The following is a 23,114-nucleotide window of genomic DNA, read 5'->3' on the forward strand; positions in this document are numbered from 1 at the left end:
GAGTCCCCTGAAGTGGGTAAATTAGTAACGGTCCTTGCGTATCACTGCGCACAGGCGTTCGCAACCACCGTCTCACGAACACAACCACCTCACTATCGTGAACTGGCGCCGACTTGTGCAGAATGTGCCGGTGACAGAAGCGACCGCCGCCCCGAGCGCTCCCGGCCTGTCCGGTGAGACTGCCCCGCGTCCGGGGGCAGTGGTCCAGACCGGCGGGACGACGTTCACGCTGTGGGCGCCGGCCGCGGAGCGGGTCGAGCTCGCGCTGATCGCGGACGACGGGAGTCAGCGGAATCTCGACCTGACGCACGCCGGCGAGTTCTGGACCGGCTTCGTCCCGGGCGTCGGCGCCGGCCAGCGGTACGGGTACCGCGTGCACGGGCCGTTCGACCCCTCGCACGGGCTGCGGTTCAACCCGTCGAAACTGCTGCTCGACCCGTACGCGCGGGCCGTCGACGGTGACCTCGACTACGACAGCCCGCTGATCTACGACTCGTCCGACGGCGACTCGGCCGGGCACGTACCGGTCGGTGTCGTGGTCGCGGACACCGATCCCCCGCCGCCGATCAGCAAGCCGGTGCACTGGGGCGAGACGGTCATCTACGAGCTGCACACGAAGGGCTTCACGAAGCTGCATCCCGACGTACCCGAGCACCAGCGTGGGACGTACGCCGGTCTCGCCCACCCGTCGGTGATCAACTATCTGACCGACCTCGGCATCACGTCGGTGGAACTGCTACCGATCCATCACTTCCTCACCGAGCCGCCGATCGCGGCCCGCGGCCTGCCGAACTACTGGGGTTACAACACGCTCGGCTTCTTCGCGCCGCACGCGCCGTACAGCTCGTCGGGGTCGCGCGGTGAGCAGGTCACCGAGTTCAAGGCGATGGTCGCCGCGTTCCATGCCGCGGGCATCGAAGTGATCCTCGACGTGGTCTACAACCACACCGCCGAGGGCGGGTTCGACGGGCCGACGCTGAGCTTCCGCGGGATCGACAACCGCGCGTACTACCGGCTCTCCCAGGGCGCCGCGATGTACGACGTGACCGGTACGGGCAACTCCGTCGACACCTCGCACCCGCAGGTACGCCGGCTGGTGATGGACTCGCTGCGCTACTGGGTCGAGGAGATGGGCGTCGACGGGTTCCGGTTCGACCTGGCTGTCACGCTGGTGCGCAACGAGCGGCACGAGGTCGACATCCCGGACCACCCGTTCCTCGCCGAGGTGGCGGCGGACCCGGTGCTCGGCCGGGTGAAGCTGATCGCCGAGCCGTGGGACGTCGGCCCGTTCGGCTACCAGGTCGGCAACTTCGGTACGCCGTGGTCGGAGTGGAACGGCAAGTTCCGCGACAGTGTTCGCGACGTCTGGCGGAACACCTCCGACGGTGTGAAGGACCTCGCGTACCGGCTCTCCGGATCGAGCGACCTCTACGGCGACGACGGCCGGTACCCGTACGCGTCGATCAACTTCGTCACCGCACACGACGGGTTCACGTTGCGGGACCTGGTCAGCTACGACCACAAGCACAACGAGGCCAACCACGAGGACAACCGGGACGGTACCGACGACAACCGCTCGTGGAACTGCGGTGTCGAGGGCGAGACCGACGATCCGGGCGTGATCGCCTTGCGCAAACGGCAGATGGCGAACCTGATGTCGACGTTGATCCTGTCGACCGGCGTACCGATGATCACCGCCGGCGACGAGTGCGGGCGGACGCAGCACGGCAACAACAACGCGTACTGCCAGGACAGTGAGATCTCCTGGTTCGACTGGGCTCTGCCTGCCACCTGGTCCGACCACCTGGAGCTGACGAAGAAGCTGCTCGCGCTGCGGGCCGCACACCCCGCTCTGCGCCAGTGGCACTACTTCTCCGGGCAGCCTGTCGTTCCTGGCGGACGCAAGGACTTGTCATGGATCGCCCCGCACGGTGGCGAGATGACCGACGCGGACTGGTTCAACGGGAACCTCCGGACGATCGGCATGTTCCTGCGCGGCGACGCCCTGCGGGCCACCGACGCTCACGGCAACGCACTGACCGACAGCTCGTTCCTGCTCGCGCTCAACGCGACAGCCGAGACGCGGAACGTCGTCGTACCGGACGCGTCCTGGGCACCGGCGTACGAACTGGTCCTGGACACCAGCAACAGCATGGTGACCGAGGTCGAGGCCGGCGCGACGGTCCCGCTGGCACCACGCTGCCTGGTGCTGCTGCGCGCACTCTGAGCCATCGGAGGGGTTGTTAACCTTCCGCCTGTACATTCTTCGGTCACCTGCCGTTCATGTTCTGGGGGGATCGATGACACCGATCGGAGCGCTGCATCGCGCGATCATGCGCTGGGGCGAGGCCGAGCGGACCAGCTCGCGGCTCGCCCTGCAGCGGTGGGTGGACGGCGTGGCCTACGTCGACGTACAGGCGCGGACGTACGCGGACTACTGGACCCAGCAGAACGCGGCTGCACTCTCGGGCAGCGGGCCGTTGTGGGTTGTGCTGGGTGACTCGACTGCACAAGGCCTGGGTGCTTCCTCTCCACTGCATGGGTACGTCGGACAGGTGCTGAATGCCCTACGCCGTCAGGGAACGCCGTGGCGCGTGCTGAACCTCTCGCGGTCCGGTGCGCAAACCAGGCACGTGCTGGAAGACCAGCTGCCGTTGCTGGACGGTCTGACGCCGGCACTCGTCACCTGTGGCATCGGCAACAACGACATCCTCGCAACGCCTCCCCGACGATTCCGGGACCGCCTACGTCAGGTCATAGACAGCCTCCCCACGTCGTCAGTGGTCATGGACCTGACCGTGCCCGACCGGCTCTGGCGGATCGGTGGCGCAGTGAGCCCGTACGTCTCCGGTATCAACCAACTGATCTCCACCACAGCCACGTCGCGCGGCCTGCCGGTCGCACAGGTCTCGCGGTACGCACGGCCACCGTGGCGCGGCATGCTCGCTCCCGACGCGTTCCACCCCAACAACCTCGGCTACCGCCGCCACGCCGACGCCCTCCTCGCCGCCCTGCCGACCGGCGTACTCCAGCCTCAATAAAACCCCTGGGAAATTACTACGGATCCGGATAATCTGGATTCGTGGGAAATGATGAGTTGTTGTTGGTGTTGTTGCAGCGGGCGACGCACGTGACGTTGCACGTGTTGGGCCGGGAACTCGCCGACCTGGGGTTGACGCCGTCCGAGGTGAACGTGCTTGCGAACCTGGCGGACCGGGAGCCGCGGACCGTGTCCGAGCTCGGTGCCGCCGCGGGCGTGCGGCCTACGACGCTGACCGGCGTGCTCGATCGGCTTGCGGACAAGGGTCTGCTGGCCCGGGCACCACGACCAGGCGATCGGCGGGCGATCGAGATCGCGTTGACTCCCGACGGCGCCAAGAGCGCGAAGCGGGTTGCAAAGGCGTTCAAGGCCGTGGAGAGCGAGGCGGTCGCCGACCTGCCCGCATCGGCAGTCGAACAGGCCAGACAAGTACTCACAGCGCTGGCGGCGTCATGAGTACCTTCGACGAGCTGATGGGTGAGGTGATGTCGGGCGCGGAGCGCTTCGGGCATCGAGAGCACGTGCAGCTGACCTGGCTCGCCGTTCGGCGTTGCGGGACAGCCGGTGCCATGGAGCTGATCAGCGACGGCATCCGGCGGACGGCGCGGTACGCGGGAGTACCGCAGAAGTACAACGCGACCGTGAGCCGGGCCTGGGTCGAGCTGACGGCGTACCACATGAGCGAGGCGCCGGCCGAGAGCTTCCCGGAACTCCTCCGGCGGAACCCGGGCCTGCTCGACAAGCGCCTGCTGACCCGCTTCTACAGCTCGCGGACACTGGCGTCTTCACAAGCACGTACCGGATGGGTCGAGCCGGACGTGAAACCCTTCCCCTTTACTCTGCCCCAAGGGCAGGGGGTGTGATGGGCGCGTGTTGACGATCAGTGAGTTCGGGCGTCGGGCCGGCCTTTCGTTGAAGGCGTTGCGGCTGTACGACGTGTCCGGGCTGCTGGCTCCGGCGCAGGTGGACCCTGCCAACGGGTACCGGTGGTACGACGAGGAGCAACTGGAACGGGCGCGGCGGATCAGCGTACTGCGGCAGCTGGACATGCCGCTGACGACGATCTCCGAAGTACTCGGCGGGACCGACGAGGAGGGGTTGATCCGGCTCGACCGCTGGTGGGCCGCCGAGGAGGCGACCACCGCGGCGCGGCGGGCGACCTGGCAGTACCTCCGCGATCGGCTGTCCCGGTCGGGTACACCCGGCCTCGCGCCACGTCCGGTGCGGACCCGCGACGTACCGGCGACCAAGATCGCATCGATCCGGGCGGACACCGATCAGCAGTTGCTGGTCGGGGTGATCGTGACGTGCACCGACGAGATCATGACGTACCTGCGCGCCGCCGGTGCGACCGCGACCGTCGGGTCGTGGGTGATCTACCACGGCGCGGTCACGCCCGAGGCCGAGGCGACCGTCGAGGTGTGCGTCCCGTTCGACGGGCTCGTCGATCCGTCCGGGCGGATCGGCATCCGGGTCGAACCGGCACACCGCGAGGCGTACTGCACGATCACGATGGACGAATGCGCCTATCCGCGGATCATGCTCGCCTACGACCTCGTCTTCGATCACGTGCGCGCGTCCGGCGTACCCGAAGCCGGCCCGCCGCGCGAGGTGTACCGCCCGAACTGCCAGCTGCTCCCCCGCGACGAACCGGCCGTCGACATCGCACAGCCCATACTCCGCTGAAAGGACACCCCTGATGGACTACGCGATCCAGACCCCGTGGAGCGACCCCGGTCCGTACGCCGAGCTGTTCCACGCGCTCCCCGACGGCATCAACGGCATACCCGGCATCGCCGCGGTGGTACGCAACCTGCTGATCCACTACCGCGGCGGCGGCATCGAGTTCACCGGCGAACGCCTCGCCGAGATCGACAACCGGTGGGTGGCGGCGATCCTCGCGACCGACCAGAAGCGCAACGGTACGGCGCTCGCCGTCCCGCGGGAGCCGTTCGACCGGGTGGTCGGCTGCTGCCGGGACTACACGTTGCTGTTCGTCTCGGCCCTGCGCCACAAGGGCATCCCGGCACGTAGCCGAGTCGGGTTCGCGGACTACTTCGCCGAGGGTTTCAACCACGATCACGTCGTCGCGGAGTACTGGAACGGCGAGCGGTGGGTGATGATCGACGCGCAGATGGAGCCCGGCTCGGCACCCTTCGACGTCGCGGACATGCCGGCCGGGCCGCTCCGGTCCGCGGCCGAGGTGTGGCTCGGGTACCGCTCAGGTGAACTCGACGGCGATCGGTACGGCGCGAACCCGGAGCCACTCGGCGACCTGAAGCTGTACGGCGGCTGGTTCATCCGGAACTACGTGCACTACCAGCTCGCCCACCTGAACGGCGACGAGCTGCTGCTGTGGGACAACTGGGGCGCGATGTCGGACACACTCGACGGCGCCGACCTGGACCTGACCGACCGGATCGCCCAGCTGATGGTTGCCTCCGACAACGGAGACGAGACGGCAACCAAGGAGGTCGACGAGCTGTACCGGACGGACCCGGCGCTGACGTTCACCGGCCGGTCCTTCGTCACTTCTCCCGCAGGCGGCGCCTTCGCCTGGCAGGACCTCAACCGCTGAACCCGTGGCCGAGCCTCTCGAAGAGACGCTCGACCCGGGCACGGTGATCGTCGACGAGGTCAGCTGGTGCAGCTCCGGCCAGCTGGCGTCGTGCTGTCTCGGTGAGCACCGCGGTGTAGCCGGCGATGAAGAACGCGGCGAGCAGGTCGTCGTTCAGTTCCTCCGCGAGGGTCCGGCGTAGGTCGTCGGCGATCTCGCGGGCGCGGGCGATCAGCGCCGGGGACGCGGCGACCGTGGCGAAGAACGGTACCGATCCGTCTTTCAGCCCGGACAGCGCATGCCGTTCCTCGACGAGGTCGAGCGTCATCCGCCGCAGGGACACCAGTACGTCGCCGTGTGCCGCCGTACGCAGCAGCTCCACCGCGTCGTCGTAGCGATCGAGGAGCAGGTCTTCCTTGCGCGGAAAGTGCTTGAACACGGTCACACTCGACACACCCGCCGCGCGCGCGACCTCGGCCACCGTCACCTCGTCGAAGCCGCGCTGCAGGAACAGCTGGGTCGCGATCTGCGAGATCCTTGCGCGCGTCTGCGGGCCGCCGCGGGCCGCGGTTCTAGGCATCTGTGACCTCACTCTCTTGTGTCACTAAGCTTAGTCAGTTAACTTAGTGGCATGTCATCAGCTCCGGCAACTGTCATAGCAGGCGCCCCGCGCTCGCTGCGGGAGGCGTGGGTCGCGTTGGCCGGCCTCTCGGCGGTGTTTCTGTTCGAGATGCTCGACAATTCGATCCTCAACGTCGCGCTGCCCACCATCGGCCGCGAACTGCGCGCGTCGACGACGCAACTACAGTGGGTCGCCGGCGCGTACGCAGTGGTGTTCGGCGGGCTGATGCTCGCGTTCGGGGCGGTCGCGGACCGGTTCGGGCGGCGCCGGGTGATGCTCGCCGGGCTGGTACTGCTCGCAGCGGCGAGTCTGGCAACGGCGTTCGTGCGCTCGGTCGAGCAGCTGATCGCCGTACGTGTCGCGATGGGCGTCGCGGCCGCGATGACGACACCGGGGTCGATGGCGCTGACCTTCCGGTTGTTCGAGGACGACGGGCTGCGGGTACGCGCGACGACGCTGATCTCGACGGTCGGATTGATCGGGTTGGCGATCGGGCCGACAGCGGGTGGTTTCGTACTCGCGGTCGCGCCGTGGCAGGTGCTGTTGCTGGTGAACGTACCGATCGCGGTGCTGGCGATCATCGGTATCCGCCGCGGCATCGTTGCCGATCAGGCCGCCGACCTGCACCGCGATCCGATGGATGTGGTTGGCGCGATCCTCGGTACGACGACGATCGTGCTGGCGTTGGTCGCACCGACACTGATCGTCAACGAGGGCGCGGGGTCGTGGATCCCGTGGGCGTTCACGGGCGCGGCCGTCCTCGGAGCCGTCGCGTTCGTCGTCCGCGAGCGCGCTACGCAGTACCCGCTCCTCGATCTCAGGCTCGTGGCGCATCCACTGGTGTCCAGTGGCCTGGCGTTCAAGGCGGCCGCCGGGCTGGCGACCGCCGGGCTCGGGTACCTCGTGACGCTCCAGCTCCAGCTCGACTGGCGCTGGACTCCAGTCCTCGCCTCGCTCGGCCTACTCCCCGAGGTGGTCGTACTCGTCGCCGGAGGCGCACTGATCCGCCCGTTCGTCGAACGCGTCGGTCTCGAGCGCGCCGCGTGGACCAGCGCCGTGTCCGTCGTCCTCGGTCTGGCCGTGTACGGCGTGCTCGGTCGCCTCGGCTACCTCTGGGTCGCCGTCGCCCTGGTCCTGGTGGCCGCGGGCATGCGCGTCGTCGGAGTGGTTGCCGGAGTCAACGTACTGCGTGGTCTACCGAAGAACCGCACCACCATCGGCGCCGCTCTCACCGACACCGCCACAGAGGTAACGTCCGGCGCCGGCCTTGCCATCACCGGCACCGTCCTCGCGTCGATCTTCACCGGGCCAATCACCAGCCCGCACTGGACCGCCCACCAGACCGCCCAGTTCCACACCGCGACCACCACAGCCGCCCTGACGCTGACCGGCCTGGCCGCCGCACTGGTTGCCTACGGCATCATCCGCGCGAGGCGAGCCTGATCCGCAACCCGAGAGCCCTCCCGGGGACCGGAGAGAGGCTATGGCGTCTTCCTGGTCCCCAGGACCTCTTCCCGGTCCGCAGCCGAGCCGGGTGCGCGCGTAAACGCCCCCGCCTGGTGAGGCAGGCGGGGGCGTGTCTCTCAGATGGTGTTGGACCAGAACTCCGAGCCGGCGGGGAGGTCGGGGGTGGTGGGGTCGTCGGGGTCGGACGGGCCGGCGGCGAGGCCGAGTTCGGCGGCGGAGGCGAGGCCCTTGTGGTTCGGGACGACGCGGACCGTGTAACCGAACGGACCGGTGCGGTCCAGCTTCAGCTCGCCCTCGTAGCGGTGCCGGTTGCCCTCGTACGTCTCGGCCAGCGACAGCGTGGCGCGGACCGGATCGGTGATCTCGTCGTTGGCGTCGACGCGACCGTGCAGGACCTCGACACAGATGTCCGACGGCTCGAGACCACCGAGGGCGGCGAACGCCCGGATCCCGACCGTCGTACCGAGCTGCGGTACGTCGCCGAGACCCTGCAGCTCCACGTGGTCGACCCGGATCTCCGGCCACGCGGCGCGGACCTTCTGCTTCCAGGCGGCCAGCTCACGCGCACCGTCGTACGTCGAGTTCAACGCACGCGAGGACTGCGCGGCCGGTACGTACAGCTGCTCGACGTAGTCGCGGACCATCCGGGTCGCGAGCACCTTCGGGCCGAGCTCCTTGATCGTGTGCCGGAGCATCTCGATCCAGCGGCCCGGGACCTCACCGTCGTAGAACCGCGGCGCGACCTGCTTCTCGATGATGTCGTACAGCGCGTGCGCCTCGAGGTCGTCGCGGCGCTCGGTGTCCTCGATCCCCTCGGCGGACGGGATCGCCCAGCCGAACTCGTCGTCGTACCACTCGTCCCACCAGCCGTCCCGGATGGACAGGTTGAGCGCGCCGTTCAGCGCCGCCTTCATGCCCGACGTACCGCAGGCCTCGTACGGACGCAGCGGGTTGTTCAGCCACACGTCGCAGCCCGGGTACATCGGCTGCGCGAGCGCGATGTCGTAGTCCGGTACGAACACGATCCGGTGCCGCACCTCCGGGTCGTCGGCGAAGCGGACCATCTCCTGGATGAGCTTCTTGCCGCCCTCGTCGTGCGGGTGCGCCTTGCCGGCGATGACGATCTGCACCGGCCGCTGCGGGTGCAGCAGCAGCGCCTTCAGCCGGGCCGGGTCGCGCAGCATCAGCGTCAGCCGCTTGTACGACGGGACGCGCCGCGCGAAGCCCATCGTCAGGATGCCGGGGTCGAGGATCGAGTCGACCCAACCGAGCTCGGCCTCGCTGGCGCCCCGGTTCAGCCAGGACTGCCGCACCCGCGCGCGGGTGTCGTCGATGAACCGCTGGCGGAGCAGCCGCTTGGTCTCCCAGATCTGCGCGTCGGTGGTCTTGTCCAGACCCTCGAACACCTCGTCGCCCTCGGTCGTGTAGTTCGCGTAGGTCAGGTCGTGGATCTCGCGCGCGACCCACGTCGGCGCGTGTACGCCGTTGGTGATCGAGGTGATCGGTACGTCGATCGGGTCGAAGCTCGGCCACAGCCCCGCGAACATCCCGCGGCTGACCACGCCGTGCAGCTTCGACACACCGTTGGCGCGCTGGGCCAGCCGCAGCCCCATGATCGCCATGTTGAACAGCGCCGGGTCGCCGCCCTCGAAGTCCTCGGCGCCGAGCTCGAGGATCCGCTCGACCGGGACGCCCGGACCGAACACGTCCGGCGAGAAGTGCTGCTGGATCAGCTCGACCGGGAACCGGTCGATACCGGCCGGCACCGGGGTGTGCGTGGTGAAGACGGTGCCGCCGCGGTTCACCTCGAGCGCGGTGTCGAAGTCGAGGCCCTTCTCGACCGACAGCTCGCGGATCCGCTCGACGCCGAGGAAGCCGGCGTGGCCCTCGTTGGTGTGGAACACCTCGGGCGCGGCGTGACCGGTGATCCGGCAGTACGTACGCACCGCGCGGACACCGCCGACGCCGAGCAGCAGCTCCTGGAGCAGCCGGTGCTCGGTCGAACCGCCGTACAGCCGGTCGGTCACCTCGCGCTCGGACGGCTCGTTCTCCTCGATGTCGGAGTCGAGCATCAGCAGCGGCACGCGGCCGACCTGGGCGACCCAGATCTGCGCGTGCAGCTCGCGGTTGCCGGGCAGCGTCAGCGTGACGGTCGCCGGGGTCTCACCGTCGCGGAGCAGGCTGATCGGCAGCCCGTCCGGGTCCACCAGCGGGTAACGCTCCTGCTGCCAGCCCTCGGCGTTCAGCGACTGCGCGAAGTAGCCGTGCCGGTACAGCAGGCCGACGCCGATCAGCGGGACGCCGAGGTCGCTGGCCGCCTTCAGGTGGTCACCGGCGAGGATGCCGAGACCGCCGGAGTACTGCGGCAGGACGTGGGTGATGCCGAACTCCGGCGAGAAGTACGCGACCGCGTCGAGCGGTGAACCGCCCGCGGTCTGGAACCACCGGTCGTCGGTCACGTAGCTGTCCAGGTCGGCTACCGCCAGTTCGAGGCGGCGCAGGAAAGCATGGTCGTTCGCCAGCTCGTCGAGCCGGGCCGCCGGGATCTCACCGAGCAGCTTGACCGGGTCACCGCCGGTGCTCCGCCACAGCTGCGGGTCGACGGCCTCGAAGACGTCCTGCGTCTCCGGGTGCCAGGCCCAGCGGAGGTTGTTCACCAGGGTGCCCAGACCGGTCAGCGGCTCGGGCAGGACAGGGCGGACGGAGAATCGTCGTATCGCTCGCACCGGGACACCGTACCGGGCGACGGTGCGCAAAACACCCTCGGGATGCATCGATCTTGCAACGCGAGCAAGATTTTGCAGCCCGGTGTGTCACGAGCGGACTGTGGGAACCGATAACGTCAGACCTGCAGTGCTCGCCATTCGAACAGGGAGTTCATCCACGCCATGACTGGGCGCATCCCGATCACCGACGTCACCCCGACCGTCGACGCCGGAGCGTATCCGGCCAAGGCAGCCGTCGGCGAGACGTTCACCATCGCCGCGACCGTGTTCCGTGAGGGCCACGACGCGGTGAACGCGAACGTCGTGCTGACCTCGCCGTCGGGGCAGACCAGACGGATGCTGATGACCCCGGTCGGCCAGGGCACCGACCGCTGGACCGTCGACGTGACGCTGCAGGAGCAGGGCGCGTGGACGTTCGCGGTCGAGGGCTGGAGCGACCCGTACGGGACGTGGCGGCACAACGCCGAGATCAAGATCCCGGCCGGGATCGACGTCGACCTGATGTTCATGGAGGGCGCGGCCTTCTTCGACCGGGCGGCGGCCGGCGTACCACCGGCGGTCCGGGCGGACCGGTCCACGCTGAGCGACGCGGCGCATGCGCTGGCCAACGGCGCGCTTCCGCCGGAGGCGCGGCTGGCCGCGGGGATCTCCCCGCAGGTCCGCGCCGCGCTCGGGCGGTACCCGGTGCGCGAGCTGATCACCTCCTCGGAGACGTACCCGGTGTGGGTCGACCGGACCCGCGCCCTGTACGGCAGCTGGTACGAGTTCTTCCCGCGCTCGGAAGGTGCGGAGTACGACGAAGCCACCGACACGTGGAAGTCCGGCACCTTCCGGACGGCGGCCCGCCGGCTCGAGGCGGTCGCCAAGATGGGCTTCGACATCCTCTACGTGCCGCCGATCCACCCGATCGGGCACTCGTTCCGCAAGGGTCCGAACAACACGCTCGACCCGAAGCCTGGCGACCCGGGTTCGCCGTGGGCGATCGGCTCCGAGGACGGCGGGCACGACGCGATCCACCCGGAGCTCGGCACCTTCGAGGACTTCGAGTACTTCGTCGGCCGCGCGCGCGAGGTCGGCCTCGAGGTCGCGATCGACCTGGCGCTGCAGGCCTCGCCGGACCACCCGTGGGTCAAGGAGCACCCGAAGTGGTTCTCGGTCCGCGCCGACGGCTCGATCGCGTACGCCGAGAACCCGCCGAAGAAGTACCAGGACATCTACCCGATCAACTTCGACAACGACCCGGAAGGGATCTACGCCGAGGTCCTGCGGATCATCCGGCTGTGGATCTCCAAGGGCGTCACGGTGTTCCGGGTCGACAACCCGCACACGAAGCCGGTCAACTTCTGGGAGTACGTGCTCGGCGAGATCCGCAAGACCGACCCGGACGTGGTGTTCCTGTCGGAGGCGTTCACGCGCCGGCCGATGATGCAGGAGCTGGCCAAGGTCGGGTTCCACCAGTCGTACACCTACTTCACCTGGCGCAACGAGAAGTGGGAGCTCGAGGAGTACCTGACCGAGCTCACCAAGGAGACCGGCCACTTCCTGCGGCCGAACTTCTTCGTGAACACCCCCGACATCCTGACCGCCTACCTGCAGTACGGCGGGCCCGGCGCGTTCAAGATCCGGGCCGCGATCGCTGCCACGTCGTCGCCGGCCTGGGGCGTGTACGCCGGGTACGAACTGTTCGAGCACGTCGCGCTGCGGCCGGGGTCGGAGGAGTACCTCGACACCGAGAAGTTCCAGCTCCGCCCGCGGGACTGGGAGGCGGCGGAGCGGGAGGGGCGCACGCTGGCGCCGTACCTGACGCTGCTGAACAACATCCGCCGGCGGCACCCGGCGCTGCAGCAACTGCGCAACCTGACGCTGCACACGGTCGAGGACGAGGCGATCATGTGCTACTCGAAGCGCTCGACCACGCCGGACGGGCACAGCGACACCATCATCGTCGTGGTGAACACCGACCCGCACGCCGTCCGCGAGTCGATGGTCCACCTGGACATGGCCGCTCTCGGCATGCGTCCCGAGGACACCTTCACGGTCTACGACGAGATCAGCGGCGCGACCTGGCGCTGGGGTCAGCAGAACTACATCAAACTGGACCCCAACGCCGAACCCGCCCACGTTCTCGCCGTCCGCCGCGGCCAAGCCTGACAGGCCGAGGGTCTCCTCAGAGCGGAACGGTCTCCGGGTATTTGAGGCCCGCGCCGGTGTTCAGGGCGACCACTTGGTCGTCGGCGCGGATCCAGCCGGACTCGCGGAGCGAGCGGATGGCAGCGAAGTTGGCGGCTCCTTCGGGGCAGATGAACATCCCCTCCAGGCGGGCGACCCGGTGTTGTTCGGCGAGGATGTCCGCGTCGTCCACGGCGATCGCGCAGCCGTCGGTCTCCTGGATCGCCTGGAGCACGAGGAAGTCGCCCAGCGCCTTCGGCACTGTGATGCCGAAGGCAACGGTCTGGGCGTCTTCCCAGGGTTCGCTCTCGGCCAGGCCCTTCTCCCAGGCGCGGACGATCGGGGCGCACCCGGTGGATTGGACGGCGACCAGGCGCGGCAGCGGACCGTCGATCCAGCCGAGGTCACGGAGTTCGTTCAGCGCCTTCCAGATGCCGATGATGCCGACGCCGCCGCCGGTCGGGTAGACGATCACGTCCGGCAGCGACCATCCGAGCTGCTCGGCGATCTCCAGACCCATCGTCTTCTTGCCCTCGATCCGGTACGGCTCCTTCAGCGTCGACGCGTCGAAGTACCCGGTCTGCTCCCGGACATAGGCGGCCGCGTCCCCGATCAACCCGTCGATCAGCTGCAGCCGCGCCCCGACCACGCTCACCTCGCGCCGGCAGATCTCCGGCGCCGCGAGCGGCATCGCGATCAGCGCCTCCATCCCGGCCCGGGCCGCGTACGCCGCCCACGCCGACCCGGCGTTCCCGTTCGTCGGCATCGCGATCGTCCGGACGCCGACCTCGTACGCCCGTGATACCCCGACCGCGGCACCCCGCGCTTTGAACGTACCGGTCGGGATCAGCCCCTCGTCCTTCATCAGCAGCCGCTGCACGCCGAGCTCGGCGCCGTACCGCCGCAACGGCAGCAGCGGCGTCATCCCCTCGCCCATCGTCACCACGTTCTCGGGCGACCGCACCGGCAGCAGTTCGTGGTACCGCCACAGATCGGGCGCCCGCCCCACCAGGTCCGCTTTCGTCAGAGTCGGTACGCCGTACCGCGCGAGCAGCGGTGATCCGCACGGGCACAGGCCGATGATCTGATCGGCGTCATGGGTCGCACCGCACCGCGGGCATTCGAGGTGGCTCAAGGCAGAGAAGGTCACGCCCGCCGACGTTACCCGGCGCGGAGATCGGTGATCCGCGGGCGGTGGTCGGTGAGCCGGAAGCCGATGCCGCGGACCGCGTCGATGGTGGCGGTCGTGCCGAGGTCGTCGAGTTTGCGGCGTAGCCGTTTCACCACCGAGTGGACGTCTGCGGTGCCGCGGACGTTGCGGTCCCGCCAGACGGTGTGGTGCAGGGCCTCGTACGACCAGACCCGCGGCGGCGCCGACATCAACCGGCCGAGCAGCTCCACCTCGAGGTCGGTGAGCGGCACCTCGCGACCAGCCCAGCGGGCGACCGAACGGTCCGGGTCGATCGTGAGTACGTCGTCCGCAGCGGACTCGGTCTGCGGCTGGAGCGATGGTGCCGCGGGCGGTGGCGGCGTCGCGGCGACAAGCAGCCGGCGGAGTTCGTCGAGGCTGGAGACGAGCAGCAGCGGTGCAACGTCGTCGACGAGCTCGGCCAGCCGGACCCGTTGGTCCGGGGAGGCCGCGACCGCGATCAGCAGCGGGAAGTTCTCTGTCAGATCGGCGTCCGTCGGGGCGGGTTCACGGGCGGTGACCATCTGATCACGATGTCAACAGCCGACCGCGATCGTCAACGGAACTGACAACGTTTGCTCAGTTTGCTCACAGTTGCCTCGATCCGCGCGACAGTTAGTCACGAGTTGCTCACCAAGTGTGCTTGTTACCACGTTGTTCTGACACATAACGTCCTGCTGCAGCAAGTGACTCGGGGGAGTCGACTCGGGGTCTTTCAAGTGAGGGGCTGCAGAGATGTCACATCAACGAAAGGGACTCGCCAGATCGCTGGTGAGCACCCTGGCGGCGCTGGCCGTCGTCGCGACCGGGATGGCCGCCGCCGGCCAGGCCCAAGCGTCACCGCCGACCAAACCGGAAGCCACGCCATCGCCCGCCGCCAAGATCAAGCCGGAACTCCAAGCCAAGCTGGAAGGCAAGGACGCCAAGGCCGCGACGGACTACTGGGTCCGGTTCGCGGCGAAGGCCGACCTGACCGCCGCCAGCCGGATCACCAACTGGAACGAGCGCGGTACGGCGGTCGCCGCCGCGCTGAAGAAGGCCGCCGCGGACAGCCAGGCGAAGGTCCGCGCCGACCTGGACGCGCAGCACGTGAAGTACCAGGCGTTCTGGGGTACGAACGCGATCCGGATCGAGAACGGTTCGCTCGCGCTCGCCCAGGACCTGGCCACCCACACCGAGGTCGAGGGACTGTACGCACCGGTCCAGATCGAGGTACCGAAGGTCACGCCCGGCCAGCAGGAGAAGGCGGTCCAGTCGGTCGAGTGGGGCGTCGCGAACATCAAGGCGAACCAGGTCTGGTCGCAGTACGGCGACAAGGGTGAGGGCATCGTCGTCGCCAGCATCGACACCGGTGTGCAGTACGACCACCCGGCGCTGGTCCACCAGTACCGCGGCAACAACGGTGACGGCACCTTCAACCACAACTACAACTGGTTCGACGCGGCCGGCACCTCGCCGAACGCGCCGTCCGACGGCAACGGCCACGGCACCCACACGATGGGCACGATGGTCGGCGACGACGGCGGCGGCAACCAGATCGGGGTCGCGCCGGGCGTCAAGTGGATCGCCGCGAACGGCTGCTGCCCGAGCGACGCCGCGCTGATCTCGTCCGGTCAGTGGATGCTCGAGCCCACCGACCTCCAGGGGCAGAACCCGGACGCCAGCAAGCGCCCGAACGTGATCAACAACTCCTGGGGCTCGACGCTGCCGTCGAACGACCCGTTCATGGAGGACATCACCCTGGCCTGGACCGCGTCCGGGATCTTCGGTGCGTTCGCCAACGGCAACAGCGGATCGGCCTGCCAGAGCAGTGGTTCGCCAGGCAGTCTGACCAGCAACTACTCGGCCGGCGCGTACGACATCAACAACAACATCGCGTCGTTCTCCGGCCGCGGTGCGGGTCAGAACGGCACCATCAAGCCGAACATCTCGGCGCCCGGTGTCAACGTCCGCTCCAGCCTGCCGGGCAACACCTACGGCGCGTTCAACGGTACGTCGATGGCGACACCACACCTGACGGCCACCGTGGCGTTGCTGTGGGCCGCCTCGCCGGCGCTCAAGGGTGACGTCGCCGCCACCCGCGCGCTGCTGAACCAGACCGCGATCGACACGCCGGACAGCCAGTGCGGTGGTACCGACGCGAACAACAACGTGTACGGCCAGGGCCGCCTGGACGCGCTGGCGCTGGTGAGCGCCGCGCCGATCGGCGACACCGGCACGCTGTCCGGCACTGTCACCGCCGCCACCGGTGGTGCCCCGCTGGCCGGCGCGAGCGTGACGATCAAGGCCGCCGGCCAGCCCGACAAGACGCTGACCACGAGCAGCAACGGCACGTTCTCGTCGGTCCTGCAGGCCGGTGACTACAACCTGACGGTCGCGTCCTTCGGGTACAAGACCGCCACCGCCACGGCAACTGTGACCACTGGTCAGACCACCACCAAGAACTTCGCCCTGGAGAGCACTCCGCAGGTGAGTGTCGGTGGCACCGTCACGGACGGCTCCGGCCACGGCTGGCCGCTGTACGCGAAGGTGTCGGTCGAGGGTCCGGGTGGAGTATTCGACTACACGACCCCGAGCAACGGCCGGTACAGCCTGAAGGTCCCGTCGGGTGCGGCGTACTCGCTCAAGGTCGAGACGAAGTACCCGGGTTACACGACCGTCAGCCAGCCGATCACGGTCGGCAGCGGCAACCTGACCAAGAACATCGCGGTCCCGGCCGACGCCAACTCGTGCACCACCGCGCCCGGTTACAAGTGGGGCTCGGACGGCGTTTACGAGACCTTCGACACCGGCGCCGTACCGAACGGCTGGACCGTTGTCGACGGCAAGGGCAACGGGCAGGTCTGGAAGTTCGACGACCCGGGCAACCGGGGCAATCTGACCGGTGGCAGCGGCAAGTTCGCGGTCGTCGACAGCGACAAGTACGGCAGCGGCGGCTTGCAGGACACGTCGCTGGTCAGCCCGGTCGTCGACCTGAGCTCGGTCACCGCTCCGGTGATCCGGTTCAGCCAGGACCTGAACTGGTACCAGGGCGAGAAGGCCGACGTGGACCTGTCGGTCGACGGCGGCGCGACCTGGACCACCAAGGTCACCCAGATCGCGGACATCCGTGGAGTAAAGGAGATCGCGATCCCCGAGGCTGCCGGCAAGTCCGCCGTCCAGGTGCGGTTCCACTACTGGGACGCGTCGTACGCCTGGTGGTGGGAGGTCGACAACGTCCTGATCGGCAGCCAGGTCACCTGCGTGCCGACCGGCGGCGGCATCGTCGTCGGCAACGTCAAGGACGCCAACACGAACGGTTTCGTGAACGGTGCGGTCGTCACCCACGACGGCACCACCGAGAGCGCGACCACCGTGGCGACGCCGGAGGACACCGGTCTGAACGACGGCTTCTACTGGCTGTACTCCGCGGCCGACGGCAACCAGAACTTCACCGCCAAGGCAGGCAACTACGTCAGCTCGACCGCGACCGTTCCGGTCGAGGCCGACTGGACCACGACGGCCGACTACACGCTGAAGGCCGGCCAGCTGGCCGTCACGCCAGGGACCATCTCCGGCAACCTGAAGCTGCCGTCGGGCAAGGTGACCAAGTCGTTCAAGGTCACGAACACCGGTGGCGCGAACGTCGACGTGAAGTTCGGTGAGAAGGACGGCGGGTTCGTCCTGGAGAACGCGAACGGCACCAAGACCACCAAGGCGCAGGTCGAGAACGGGACCGGCGCACCGCTGCAGCGGCTCGCGGTCGGCACCTCGTTCGCCCGGATGCTGTCCGGCAAGACCGGCAGCACGCCGGCCGTCGCGAAGCCGCAGGCGGCTCCGTGGGCCGACATCGCCGACTACCCGGCGACCGTGATGGACAACCGGGTCGTCAACCTCGACGGCAAGGTCTACTCGATTGCCGGCGGCGACGGTAGTGCGTCGACGGCGAACAGCTACGTGTACGACCCGGTCGCGCTCGCGTGGACTGCGATCGCCCCGCTGCCGGGCGCCCGCAACGCGATCACCGTCGGCGTCGTGGGTGGCAAGATCATCGCCAGCTCCGGCTGGGGATCGTCGGGCCCGGCGTCGGAGACCTGGTCGTACGACCCGGCCGCCAACGCCTGGACCGCACTGGCCGCCAACCCGGCCCCGCGGGCCGCGGCGGGTCAGGCCGTCCTCGACGGCAAGCTGTACGCCGTCGGCGGCTGCACCACCGCCAACTGCCTCCCGATGAGCAACACCGTCGTCCGGTACGACCCGGCGGCGAACGCCTGGGAGACGCTGGCGAACTACCCGCAGTCGGTCGCGTTCGCGTCCTGCGGTGCCATCGACGGCAAGCTGTACTGCGCCGGTGGTAACGACGGCACGAACTCGCTCAAGGCGGCGTACGTCTACGACCCGGGGGCGGACTCCTGGTCCGCGATCGCTGACGCACCGGCCGACCACTGGGCGGCGTCGTACGCGGTCGCCGGCGGGAAGCTGCTGATCGTCGGCGGCGTCCAGGCCGGTGCGGTCACCAACGCCGGGTTCGCCTACGACCCGTCGGCCGAGACCTGGTCGGCGCTGCCGAACGCCAACCTGCCGCGGTACCGCGGTGGTGCGGCGTGTGGCTTCTACAAGGTCGGCGGCTCGTCCGGCGGCTTCACGGCCACGGCGGACAGTGAGGCCCTGCCGGGTCTCGAGGACTGCTCGGAGTCGTCGGCGGACGTGAGCTGGATGTCGCTCGACCAGACCGAGGTCACCCTGGCCCCGGGACAGTCGGCGACCGTCAAGGTCACGCTCTCCGCGAGTGTCGACCAGCCCGGTGTCTACTCGGGCGCCGTGACGATCGGCGAGAACACGCCGTACACCGTCCCGGCCGTCGGGGTGACGATGAACGTCACGCCGCCGACCACCTGGAGCAAGCTGATGGGCACGGTCACCGGCGTCAGCTCGGCCGGTGCGTCCGCTCCGCTGCCGGGCGCGATCGTCGAGGTGGACTCGTGGGCCCAGTCGTACACGTTCATCACCGACAAGGACGGTAAGTACGCGTACTGGCTGGACCGCCGCAACAACCCGCTCACCCTGATCGCCGCGAAGGACGGCTACAAGCCCCAGACCCGCACCACCAAGCTGGTCGCCGGCACGCCGGTCGTCGAAGACTTCGCCCTGAAGTCGATCAAGTAATGCAATGAAACACTCGGCCCCCGCGACCAGCAGGTCGCGGGGGCCGAGCCCTTCCCGGGTCTAGCATCCGGTGCATGGCCATGCTGCTGCTCGGGTCCGTCCTCACGGTCGTGACCGCGTGGTTCGTCGCGAGCTCGGTCCGCGAGGTGCTCTGGCTGCGCGGAGTACGCCGTACCGGCCGGAAGCTGACCGGCGAGGTCGTCGACAACGAAGCACGGCGTCGCTCGTACTACGGCGGGTACCTGCTCTATCCGGTGGTCAGTTATCACCTCGACGGCAAGCAGTACCGTGCCACGGTCCGCAACTGGCAGGGCAAGATCGAACTGGGCGCCGGGCTGCCGCTGCTGGTCGACCCCGACGACCCTTACTCCCCCGCGGTCGCCGACCGGGATGCGCTCGGGCGCAGCCTGCTCATCTCGTTGGTGATGCTTGCTGTGGCTCTGCTGCTGACCTACTGGGGCTGGCAGTACCGCTAGGCGGTCGGAAGTAGATGGAAGCCGACGCCGCGGACGGCGTGGATGGTGACGGTGGCGCCGAGGTTGCTCAACTTCTGGCGGAGGCGTTTGACCACCGAGTGAATGTGCGAGCCGTGGCCGAGGTGTTCATTGCCCCAGACGGCGTGGTGCAGGCGCTGGTAGGTCCAGACCCGGCCGGGTTCCGCGACCAGACAGTGCAGGAAGTCGTGCTCCAGCCGGGTCAGCGGCATTTCGCGGTCCTTCCAGCGGACCACCCGGCGGTCGACGTCCAGCTGTAGTTCGGCGACCGGCTCGGGCACCGCCTTGATCGGCGTGGGTCGCGGCGTACCGGCGACGAGCGTCTGCGTCGCGTTCGTGACACCGGTCAGTTCGAGGAACGCGCGCGCCTGGTCGGCATTCGACACCAGCAACAGCGCGTCGGCCTCACCCAGCATCCGCGCGAGCTGCACACGTTCGGCGGTGGACGCGGCCACGCCGATGATCAGCGACGAATCGGACGGTCTGTCTTCTGCCCCAGCGGCGATCGGCATCACGGCATGCCCCTCCCAGTCGAAACCGGCCCGCCACAAGTACTCTTCACGTCGCGAACCAAGTCAAGGGATTCACTGCGCAGCGGGCTGGCACATATGCGTCCTGTCCGAGACAGGACAACCAGCCAGGACAGGAAAACCCGCGACGCTCCCCGGAACCGCGTGCGATCGGCCGCCGGTACGGAGTACTCTCCTGGCGCACGGTCACTCTGACCGCATCCACGGAGGAACAGTGCTACCGCGGTTACCCCGTCTCGTTCGACGGCCACTTGTCATCTGGCTGCTCGCGGCCCTCGCGGTGCCGATTCTGCTGACGGCCGTGCTGGTGCCGGCCCGGGCCGGCACCACCGAGGACGACCTGCGTGAACGAACACAGGCGGCCTTGAAGGCTCGTGGGATCGAGACCAGCACGGTGGATTTCGACGGGCGGGACGCACACATCACTGTGCCGGCCGGCGTCGACGAGAGCACTGTCCGGGACGTCGTCGCCGGTGTCGACGGGGTGCGATCGGTGCAGGTCTCCGGAGGACAAGCGGCCACGCCGACTCCTACGCCCGCTCCTACGACATCAGCGCCGGTGCAGGCCGGCGTACCGGCGTTCGAGGTCGGGCGGACGGACCGGTCGATCCGGGTGCAGGCCCCGGTGCGGAGCCAGGCGGTTAAGGACGCGATCTCCGCGGAGGTGGCGCAGTTGCTCGGTGCGGACCGCGAGTACGACGACCGGACGACGATCTCCGCGGACGGTCTGGCCGACGCGTCGACGCTGTCCGCCCTGCTGCGGGCGCTCGCGATCGGGTCGGGTGACGCGTCGGTGCGGTACGACGGGAACACCGTGACGTTGTCCGGACAAGTACCGGACCAGGCGACCAAGGCGACGCTCGGACGAGCCGCGGCGAAGGCCGTACCGGGCGCGGTGATCGCGGATCAGCTCGTCCTGCCGGTGCCGTCGAAGACCGCGGTGAGCGAACCGTGCCGGACGTTCCCGAGCCGGCTGGCCGAGTTCGGCCGGGTGTACCGGATCAACTTCCTGTCCGGTACGTCGATCGTCAACGACGCGTCGAAGCCATCGATACCGAAGGCCGCCGCGTTGCTGAAGTCCTGTCCGACGGCCCGCGTCGAGCTGGCGGGTCACACCGACAACCTCGGCTCGGTCGCGTCCAGCCTGCCGTTGTCGGAACGCCGGGCCGCCGAGGTGAAGGCGGAACTGGTCCGGCTCGGCGTCGCCGCGGACCGGATCGTCACCAACGGGTACGGCGAATCGTTCCCGATCGCGTCGAACGCCACCGGTGCCGGGCGGATCGCCAACCGCCGGGTCGAGATCCGGCCGCGCTGACGAACCTGAATACCTCCGCGGTGCCTGACGGAGTAGTCTCACCGTGGTCCACAGCTTCTCCAGAGCTTCTCCAGGGGAATCCATGAGTTGGCTGATCGCACAGGTCTGGGTCTTGCTCCTCGTCGCCTTCGTCCTCGGCAGTGCGGCCGCGTGGCTGCTGCACCGCCTCCGCCCGTCGAAAGGCACCCGCTGATGAGCTGGCTGCTGAGAGACAACTGGCTGGGCTCCCTGCTCGCCTTCCTGCTCGGCGCCGCCATCACCTGGCGCCTCCTCAACCGCCCCTCCCCCGCGCCGACGTCTGCTCCGGCGGAACGTATGGCGCCGCCTGCTCCGGCGGAACGCGTAGCGCCGACGTCTGCTCCGGCGGAACGTGTGGCGTCGCCTGCTCCGGCACCGGTCGAGCGCCCCGCGCCGCCTGCTCCTGTGGTTGTGGACAAGCCCGCGTTCTCTCAGCTGATGGACGACGAGGCCACCCTGTTCGACCACATCGAGGAGGAGAAGCCCGCCGTACCGGCCGGGAGGTACGGCGAGGGTTCGGCCGACGCCGTGCCGCACCAGGGTCCGCCGGACGGCTTCACGATCAAGGGAAACGCACAGTCGATGCTGTTCCACACCCCGGACTCGCCGTACTACGGCCGCACCAAACCCGAGGTCTGGTTCCGCACCGAAGCCGACGCCGAACGAGCCGGCTTCACCAAGTACACCCGCCGCCCCCGCAAATCCCCCGACCCCCGCAGCTGACCCTCCCGCGTTCTGACCCGCAAACCGGCCTACGATCGCGACAGATCCACTACCCAGGAGGCGGAGTTGCAGCGCGAAATCACAGTTCCCTTCACCATTGCCGAGGACACCGAGGACGGCGGTTGGTACGCCGCGGCCGCTCTGACGCCGGAAGCGTTCGCCAACGGCGAGGGCGACACCCGTGAGGCGGCCATCGAGGATCTCAAGTCGGCGATCGCGCTGCTCGTCGAAGAGGTCGGCGTGCCCGAACAGCTCGTCCTGACGGTCGAGGTTCCGTAATGCCGAAGAAGTTCCGCGACGCCGACAAGGAGCTGAAGAACGCGGGCTTCAAGCCGGTCCGGCAGAACGGCAGCCACATCACCTACAAGGACGACAAGGGCAGGAGCGTCACCGTACCGAAGCACGGTGAGATCAAGACCGGCACCTGGGGCAACATCGAGCGGCAAGCTGGTCTCAAGCAGTCCGGGCAGCAGTCCTCGAGCGCCCAGGACACGCGGGCCGCACAGCGCGCGGCCGGCTCGGGCGTTGCGCCGCCCGGGCAGGGGGCTCGCGGCTCGGGGCAGGGCCAGCAGGACCAGTCGAGTGGTCGGCAGGACAAGAAGGAGTCCAAGCGGCGGTTCGGCCGCGGCGGTCGTTGACGGGCGGATCGACCCGGCGGGCGACGTACCGTGTTGTGCATTGACAGGCACAGCTTGGTGCGTCGCCCGATTGGTTGAAGGAGAACGCGATGGGAAGCGATGCGCTGGAGCCGCAGCAGCCGAGCGAGGTGCTGACGCCGGACGCCGTGTTTCTGGCCGGTGAAGGGGGCGAGGGGCGGGGGGTGAATGCGGACGAGGCCTACCCGGGTTTGCAGTCGGTGAATCTTCGAGGGGCGGCCCGCCGGCGTGGTGGTGGGCGGCGTGGTGGCATGGGTCAGCAGACCGCCAAGGAGCGCGAGGAGCGCGGCCGGAACCGGTGACGCGGTCCGTCATGTAATCGCAGTGTGGACTGAGCGCGAGCCCCATTTGCTTGTACTGGCAAAGGGCCGCCAGACTGTCCTGAACGCCTTGCGGGACCGCCTACCGACGGCGTCACCACATCACGGAACTGCTTCGGCCGCACGCACTACCGCCTCTTTTG

20 protein-coding genes are annotated in these 23,114 nt (G+C 68.6%); 15 read left to right on the forward strand and 5 right to left on the reverse strand.

The genetic code is table 11. The features are described 5' to 3' along the window. Positions 1-166 precede the first annotated feature (166 nt). The 6 genes from glgX (at position 167) to FB475_RS03820 (ending at position 5,618) form a co-directional block, all read left to right on the forward strand. Complete coding sequence (gene glgX, locus FB475_RS03795) at positions 167-2,227, forward strand: glycogen debranching protein GlgX (RefSeq protein ID WP_420359219.1); 2,061 nt, start codon at positions 167-169, stop codon at positions 2,225-2,227. A gap of 73 nt (positions 2,228-2,300) precedes the next feature. Next, positions 2,301-3,041, forward strand: a complete 741-nt coding sequence (locus FB475_RS03800; RefSeq protein WP_141852552.1) for an SGNH/GDSL hydrolase family protein — start codon at positions 2,301-2,303, stop codon at positions 3,039-3,041. Positions 3,042-3,082: 41 nt separating this feature from the next. Further along, positions 3,083-3,496, forward strand: coding sequence for a MarR family winged helix-turn-helix transcriptional regulator (locus FB475_RS03805; RefSeq protein WP_202878250.1), 414 nt, complete (start codon positions 3,083-3,085; stop codon positions 3,494-3,496). Further along, positions 3,493-3,903, forward strand: a complete 411-nt coding sequence (locus FB475_RS03810; RefSeq protein ID WP_202878251.1) for a hypothetical protein — start codon at positions 3,493-3,495, stop codon at positions 3,901-3,903. Before FB475_RS03805 ends, FB475_RS03810 begins: the two co-directional genes overlap by 4 nt. A 7-nt stretch (positions 3,904-3,910) precedes the next feature. Continuing rightward, positions 3,911-4,726 (forward strand): MerR family transcriptional regulator, encoded by an 816-nt coding sequence (locus FB475_RS03815; protein ID WP_141852554.1) that lies wholly within the window; start codon positions 3,911-3,913, stop codon positions 4,724-4,726. A 13-nt stretch (positions 4,727-4,739) separates the two neighbouring features. Further along, positions 4,740-5,618 (forward strand): transglutaminase domain-containing protein, encoded by an 879-nt coding sequence (locus tag FB475_RS03820; protein WP_141852557.1) that lies wholly within the window; start codon positions 4,740-4,742, stop codon positions 5,616-5,618. Here FB475_RS03820 and FB475_RS03825 read toward each other — a convergent pair. Then, positions 5,608-6,177, reverse strand: coding sequence for a TetR/AcrR family transcriptional regulator (locus FB475_RS03825; protein ID WP_141852559.1), 570 nt, complete (start codon positions 6,175-6,177; stop codon positions 5,608-5,610). The genes FB475_RS03820 and FB475_RS03825 overlap by 11 nt on opposite strands. Positions 6,178-6,228: 51 nt before the next feature. On the opposite strand from FB475_RS03825, the gene FB475_RS03830 reads away from it, so the two are divergent. After that, positions 6,229-7,662 (forward strand): MFS transporter, encoded by a 1,434-nt coding sequence (locus FB475_RS03830; protein ID WP_141852561.1) that lies wholly within the window; start codon positions 6,229-6,231, stop codon positions 7,660-7,662. A 140-nt stretch (positions 7,663-7,802) separates the two neighbouring features. On the opposite strand, the gene glgP is transcribed toward FB475_RS03830, so the two are convergent. Then, positions 7,803-10,412, reverse strand: a complete 2,610-nt coding sequence (gene glgP, locus FB475_RS03835; RefSeq protein WP_141852563.1) for an alpha-glucan family phosphorylase — start codon at positions 10,410-10,412, stop codon at positions 7,803-7,805. A 162-nt stretch (positions 10,413-10,574) separates the two neighbouring features. On the opposite strand from glgP, the gene FB475_RS03840 reads away from it, so the two are divergent. Then, positions 10,575-12,563 carry an alpha-1,4-glucan--maltose-1-phosphate maltosyltransferase gene (locus tag FB475_RS03840; RefSeq protein WP_141852565.1) on the forward strand — a complete coding sequence of 663 codons (1,989 nt, stop codon included), beginning with the start codon at positions 10,575-10,577 and terminating at the stop codon, positions 12,561-12,563. Between the two features lie 16 nt (positions 12,564-12,579). On the opposite strand, the gene FB475_RS03845 is transcribed toward FB475_RS03840, so the two are convergent. Together FB475_RS03845 and FB475_RS03850 are read right to left on the reverse strand one after the other, a co-directional pair. After that, on the reverse strand, positions 12,580-13,731 hold the full coding sequence (locus FB475_RS03845) for a threonine synthase (protein ID WP_141852567.1): 1,152 nt from the start codon (positions 13,729-13,731) through the stop codon (positions 12,580-12,582). A gap of 11 nt (positions 13,732-13,742) precedes the next feature. After that, positions 13,743-14,294 carry a winged helix-turn-helix domain-containing protein gene (locus FB475_RS03850; RefSeq protein ID WP_141852569.1) on the reverse strand — a complete coding sequence of 184 codons (552 nt, stop codon included), beginning with the start codon at positions 14,292-14,294 and terminating at the stop codon, positions 13,743-13,745. 211 nt (positions 14,295-14,505) lie between these two features. Here FB475_RS03850 and FB475_RS03855 point away from each other — a divergent pair, with 211 nt between their 5' ends. Together FB475_RS03855 and FB475_RS03860 are read left to right on the forward strand one after the other, a co-directional pair. Next, the gene (locus FB475_RS03855) at positions 14,506-18,915 is read left to right on the forward strand and encodes a S8 family serine peptidase (RefSeq protein WP_141852571.1); all 4,410 of its coding nucleotides are present in this window, start codon (positions 14,506-14,508) and stop codon (positions 18,913-18,915) included. Between the two features lie 74 nt (positions 18,916-18,989). Then, the gene (locus FB475_RS03860; RefSeq protein WP_141852573.1) at positions 18,990-19,391 is read left to right on the forward strand and encodes a DUF3592 domain-containing protein; all 402 of its coding nucleotides are present in this window, start codon (positions 18,990-18,992) and stop codon (positions 19,389-19,391) included. Here FB475_RS03860 and FB475_RS03865 read toward each other — a convergent pair. Next, on the reverse strand, positions 19,388-19,921 hold the full coding sequence (locus FB475_RS03865; protein WP_141852575.1) for a winged helix-turn-helix domain-containing protein: 534 nt from the start codon (positions 19,919-19,921) through the stop codon (positions 19,388-19,390). The two genes, FB475_RS03860 and FB475_RS03865, sit on opposite strands and share 4 nt — an antisense overlap. 298 nt (positions 19,922-20,219) lie before the next feature. On the opposite strand from FB475_RS03865, the gene arfA reads away from it, so the two are divergent. The 5 genes from arfA (at position 20,220) to FB475_RS03890 (ending at position 22,953) form a co-directional block, all read left to right on the forward strand. Then, positions 20,220-21,254, forward strand: a complete 1,035-nt coding sequence (arfA, locus tag FB475_RS03870) for a channel-forming protein ArfA/OmpATb (protein ID WP_238331945.1) — start codon at positions 20,220-20,222, stop codon at positions 21,252-21,254. A gap of 192 nt (positions 21,255-21,446) precedes the next feature. Further along, entirely contained in the window at positions 21,447-21,995 is a 549-nt protein-coding gene (locus tag FB475_RS03875; RefSeq protein ID WP_141852580.1) for a sunset domain-containing protein, read from the forward strand. A 66-nt stretch (positions 21,996-22,061) separates the two neighbouring features. Beyond that, positions 22,062-22,274 (forward strand): hypothetical protein, encoded by a 213-nt coding sequence (locus tag FB475_RS03880; RefSeq protein WP_141852582.1) that lies wholly within the window; start codon positions 22,062-22,064, stop codon positions 22,272-22,274. Then, entirely contained in the window at positions 22,274-22,633 is a 360-nt protein-coding gene (locus FB475_RS03885; RefSeq protein ID WP_141852585.1) for a type II toxin-antitoxin system HicA family toxin, read from the forward strand. The genes FB475_RS03880 and FB475_RS03885 overlap by 1 nt, the downstream gene beginning before the upstream one ends. 89 nt (positions 22,634-22,722) lie before the next feature. Continuing rightward, positions 22,723-22,953, forward strand: coding sequence for a hypothetical protein (locus FB475_RS03890; protein WP_141852587.1), 231 nt, complete (start codon positions 22,723-22,725; stop codon positions 22,951-22,953). The last annotated feature ends 161 nt before the right edge of the window (positions 22,954-23,114 follow it).

This window comes from Kribbella jejuensis (assembly GCF_006715085.1).
Taxonomy (GTDB): domain Bacteria; phylum Actinomycetota; class Actinomycetes; order Propionibacteriales; family Kribbellaceae; genus Kribbella; species Kribbella jejuensis.

Bases quoted from the DNA above. Each gene is read 5' to 3' on its own strand.
- FB475_RS03800 (WP_141852552.1), top strand. From the start codon at position 2,301: ATGACACCGATCGGAGCGCTGCATCGCGCGATCATGCGCTGGGGCGAG.
- FB475_RS03810 (WP_202878251.1), top strand. From the start codon at position 3,493: ATGAGTACCTTCGACGAGCTGATGGGTGAGGTGATGTCGGGCGCGGAG.
- FB475_RS03820 (WP_141852557.1), top strand. From the start codon at position 4,740: ATGGACTACGCGATCCAGACCCCGTGGAGCGACCCCGGTCCGTACGCC.
- FB475_RS03825 (WP_141852559.1), bottom strand. From the start codon at position 6,177: ATGCCTAGAACCGCGGCCCGCGGCGGCCCGCAGACGCGCGCAAGGATC.
- FB475_RS03830 (WP_141852561.1), top strand. From the start codon at position 6,229: ATGTCATCAGCTCCGGCAACTGTCATAGCAGGCGCCCCGCGCTCGCTG.
- FB475_RS03840 (WP_141852565.1), top strand. From the start codon at position 10,575: ATGACTGGGCGCATCCCGATCACCGACGTCACCCCGACCGTCGACGCC.
- FB475_RS03850 (WP_141852569.1), bottom strand. From the start codon at position 14,294: ATGGTCACCGCCCGTGAACCCGCCCCGACGGACGCCGATCTGACAGAG.
- FB475_RS03855 (WP_141852571.1), top strand. From the start codon at position 14,506: ATGTCACATCAACGAAAGGGACTCGCCAGATCGCTGGTGAGCACCCTG.
- FB475_RS03860 (WP_141852573.1), top strand. From the start codon at position 18,990: ATGGCCATGCTGCTGCTCGGGTCCGTCCTCACGGTCGTGACCGCGTGG.
- FB475_RS03865 (WP_141852575.1), bottom strand. From the start codon at position 19,921: ATGCCGATCGCCGCTGGGGCAGAAGACAGACCGTCCGATTCGTCGCTG.
- FB475_RS03875 (WP_141852580.1), top strand. From the start codon at position 21,447: ATGAGCTGGCTGCTGAGAGACAACTGGCTGGGCTCCCTGCTCGCCTTC.
- FB475_RS03885 (WP_141852585.1), top strand. From the start codon at position 22,274: ATGCCGAAGAAGTTCCGCGACGCCGACAAGGAGCTGAAGAACGCGGGC.
- FB475_RS03890 (WP_141852587.1), top strand. From the start codon at position 22,723: ATGGGAAGCGATGCGCTGGAGCCGCAGCAGCCGAGCGAGGTGCTGACG.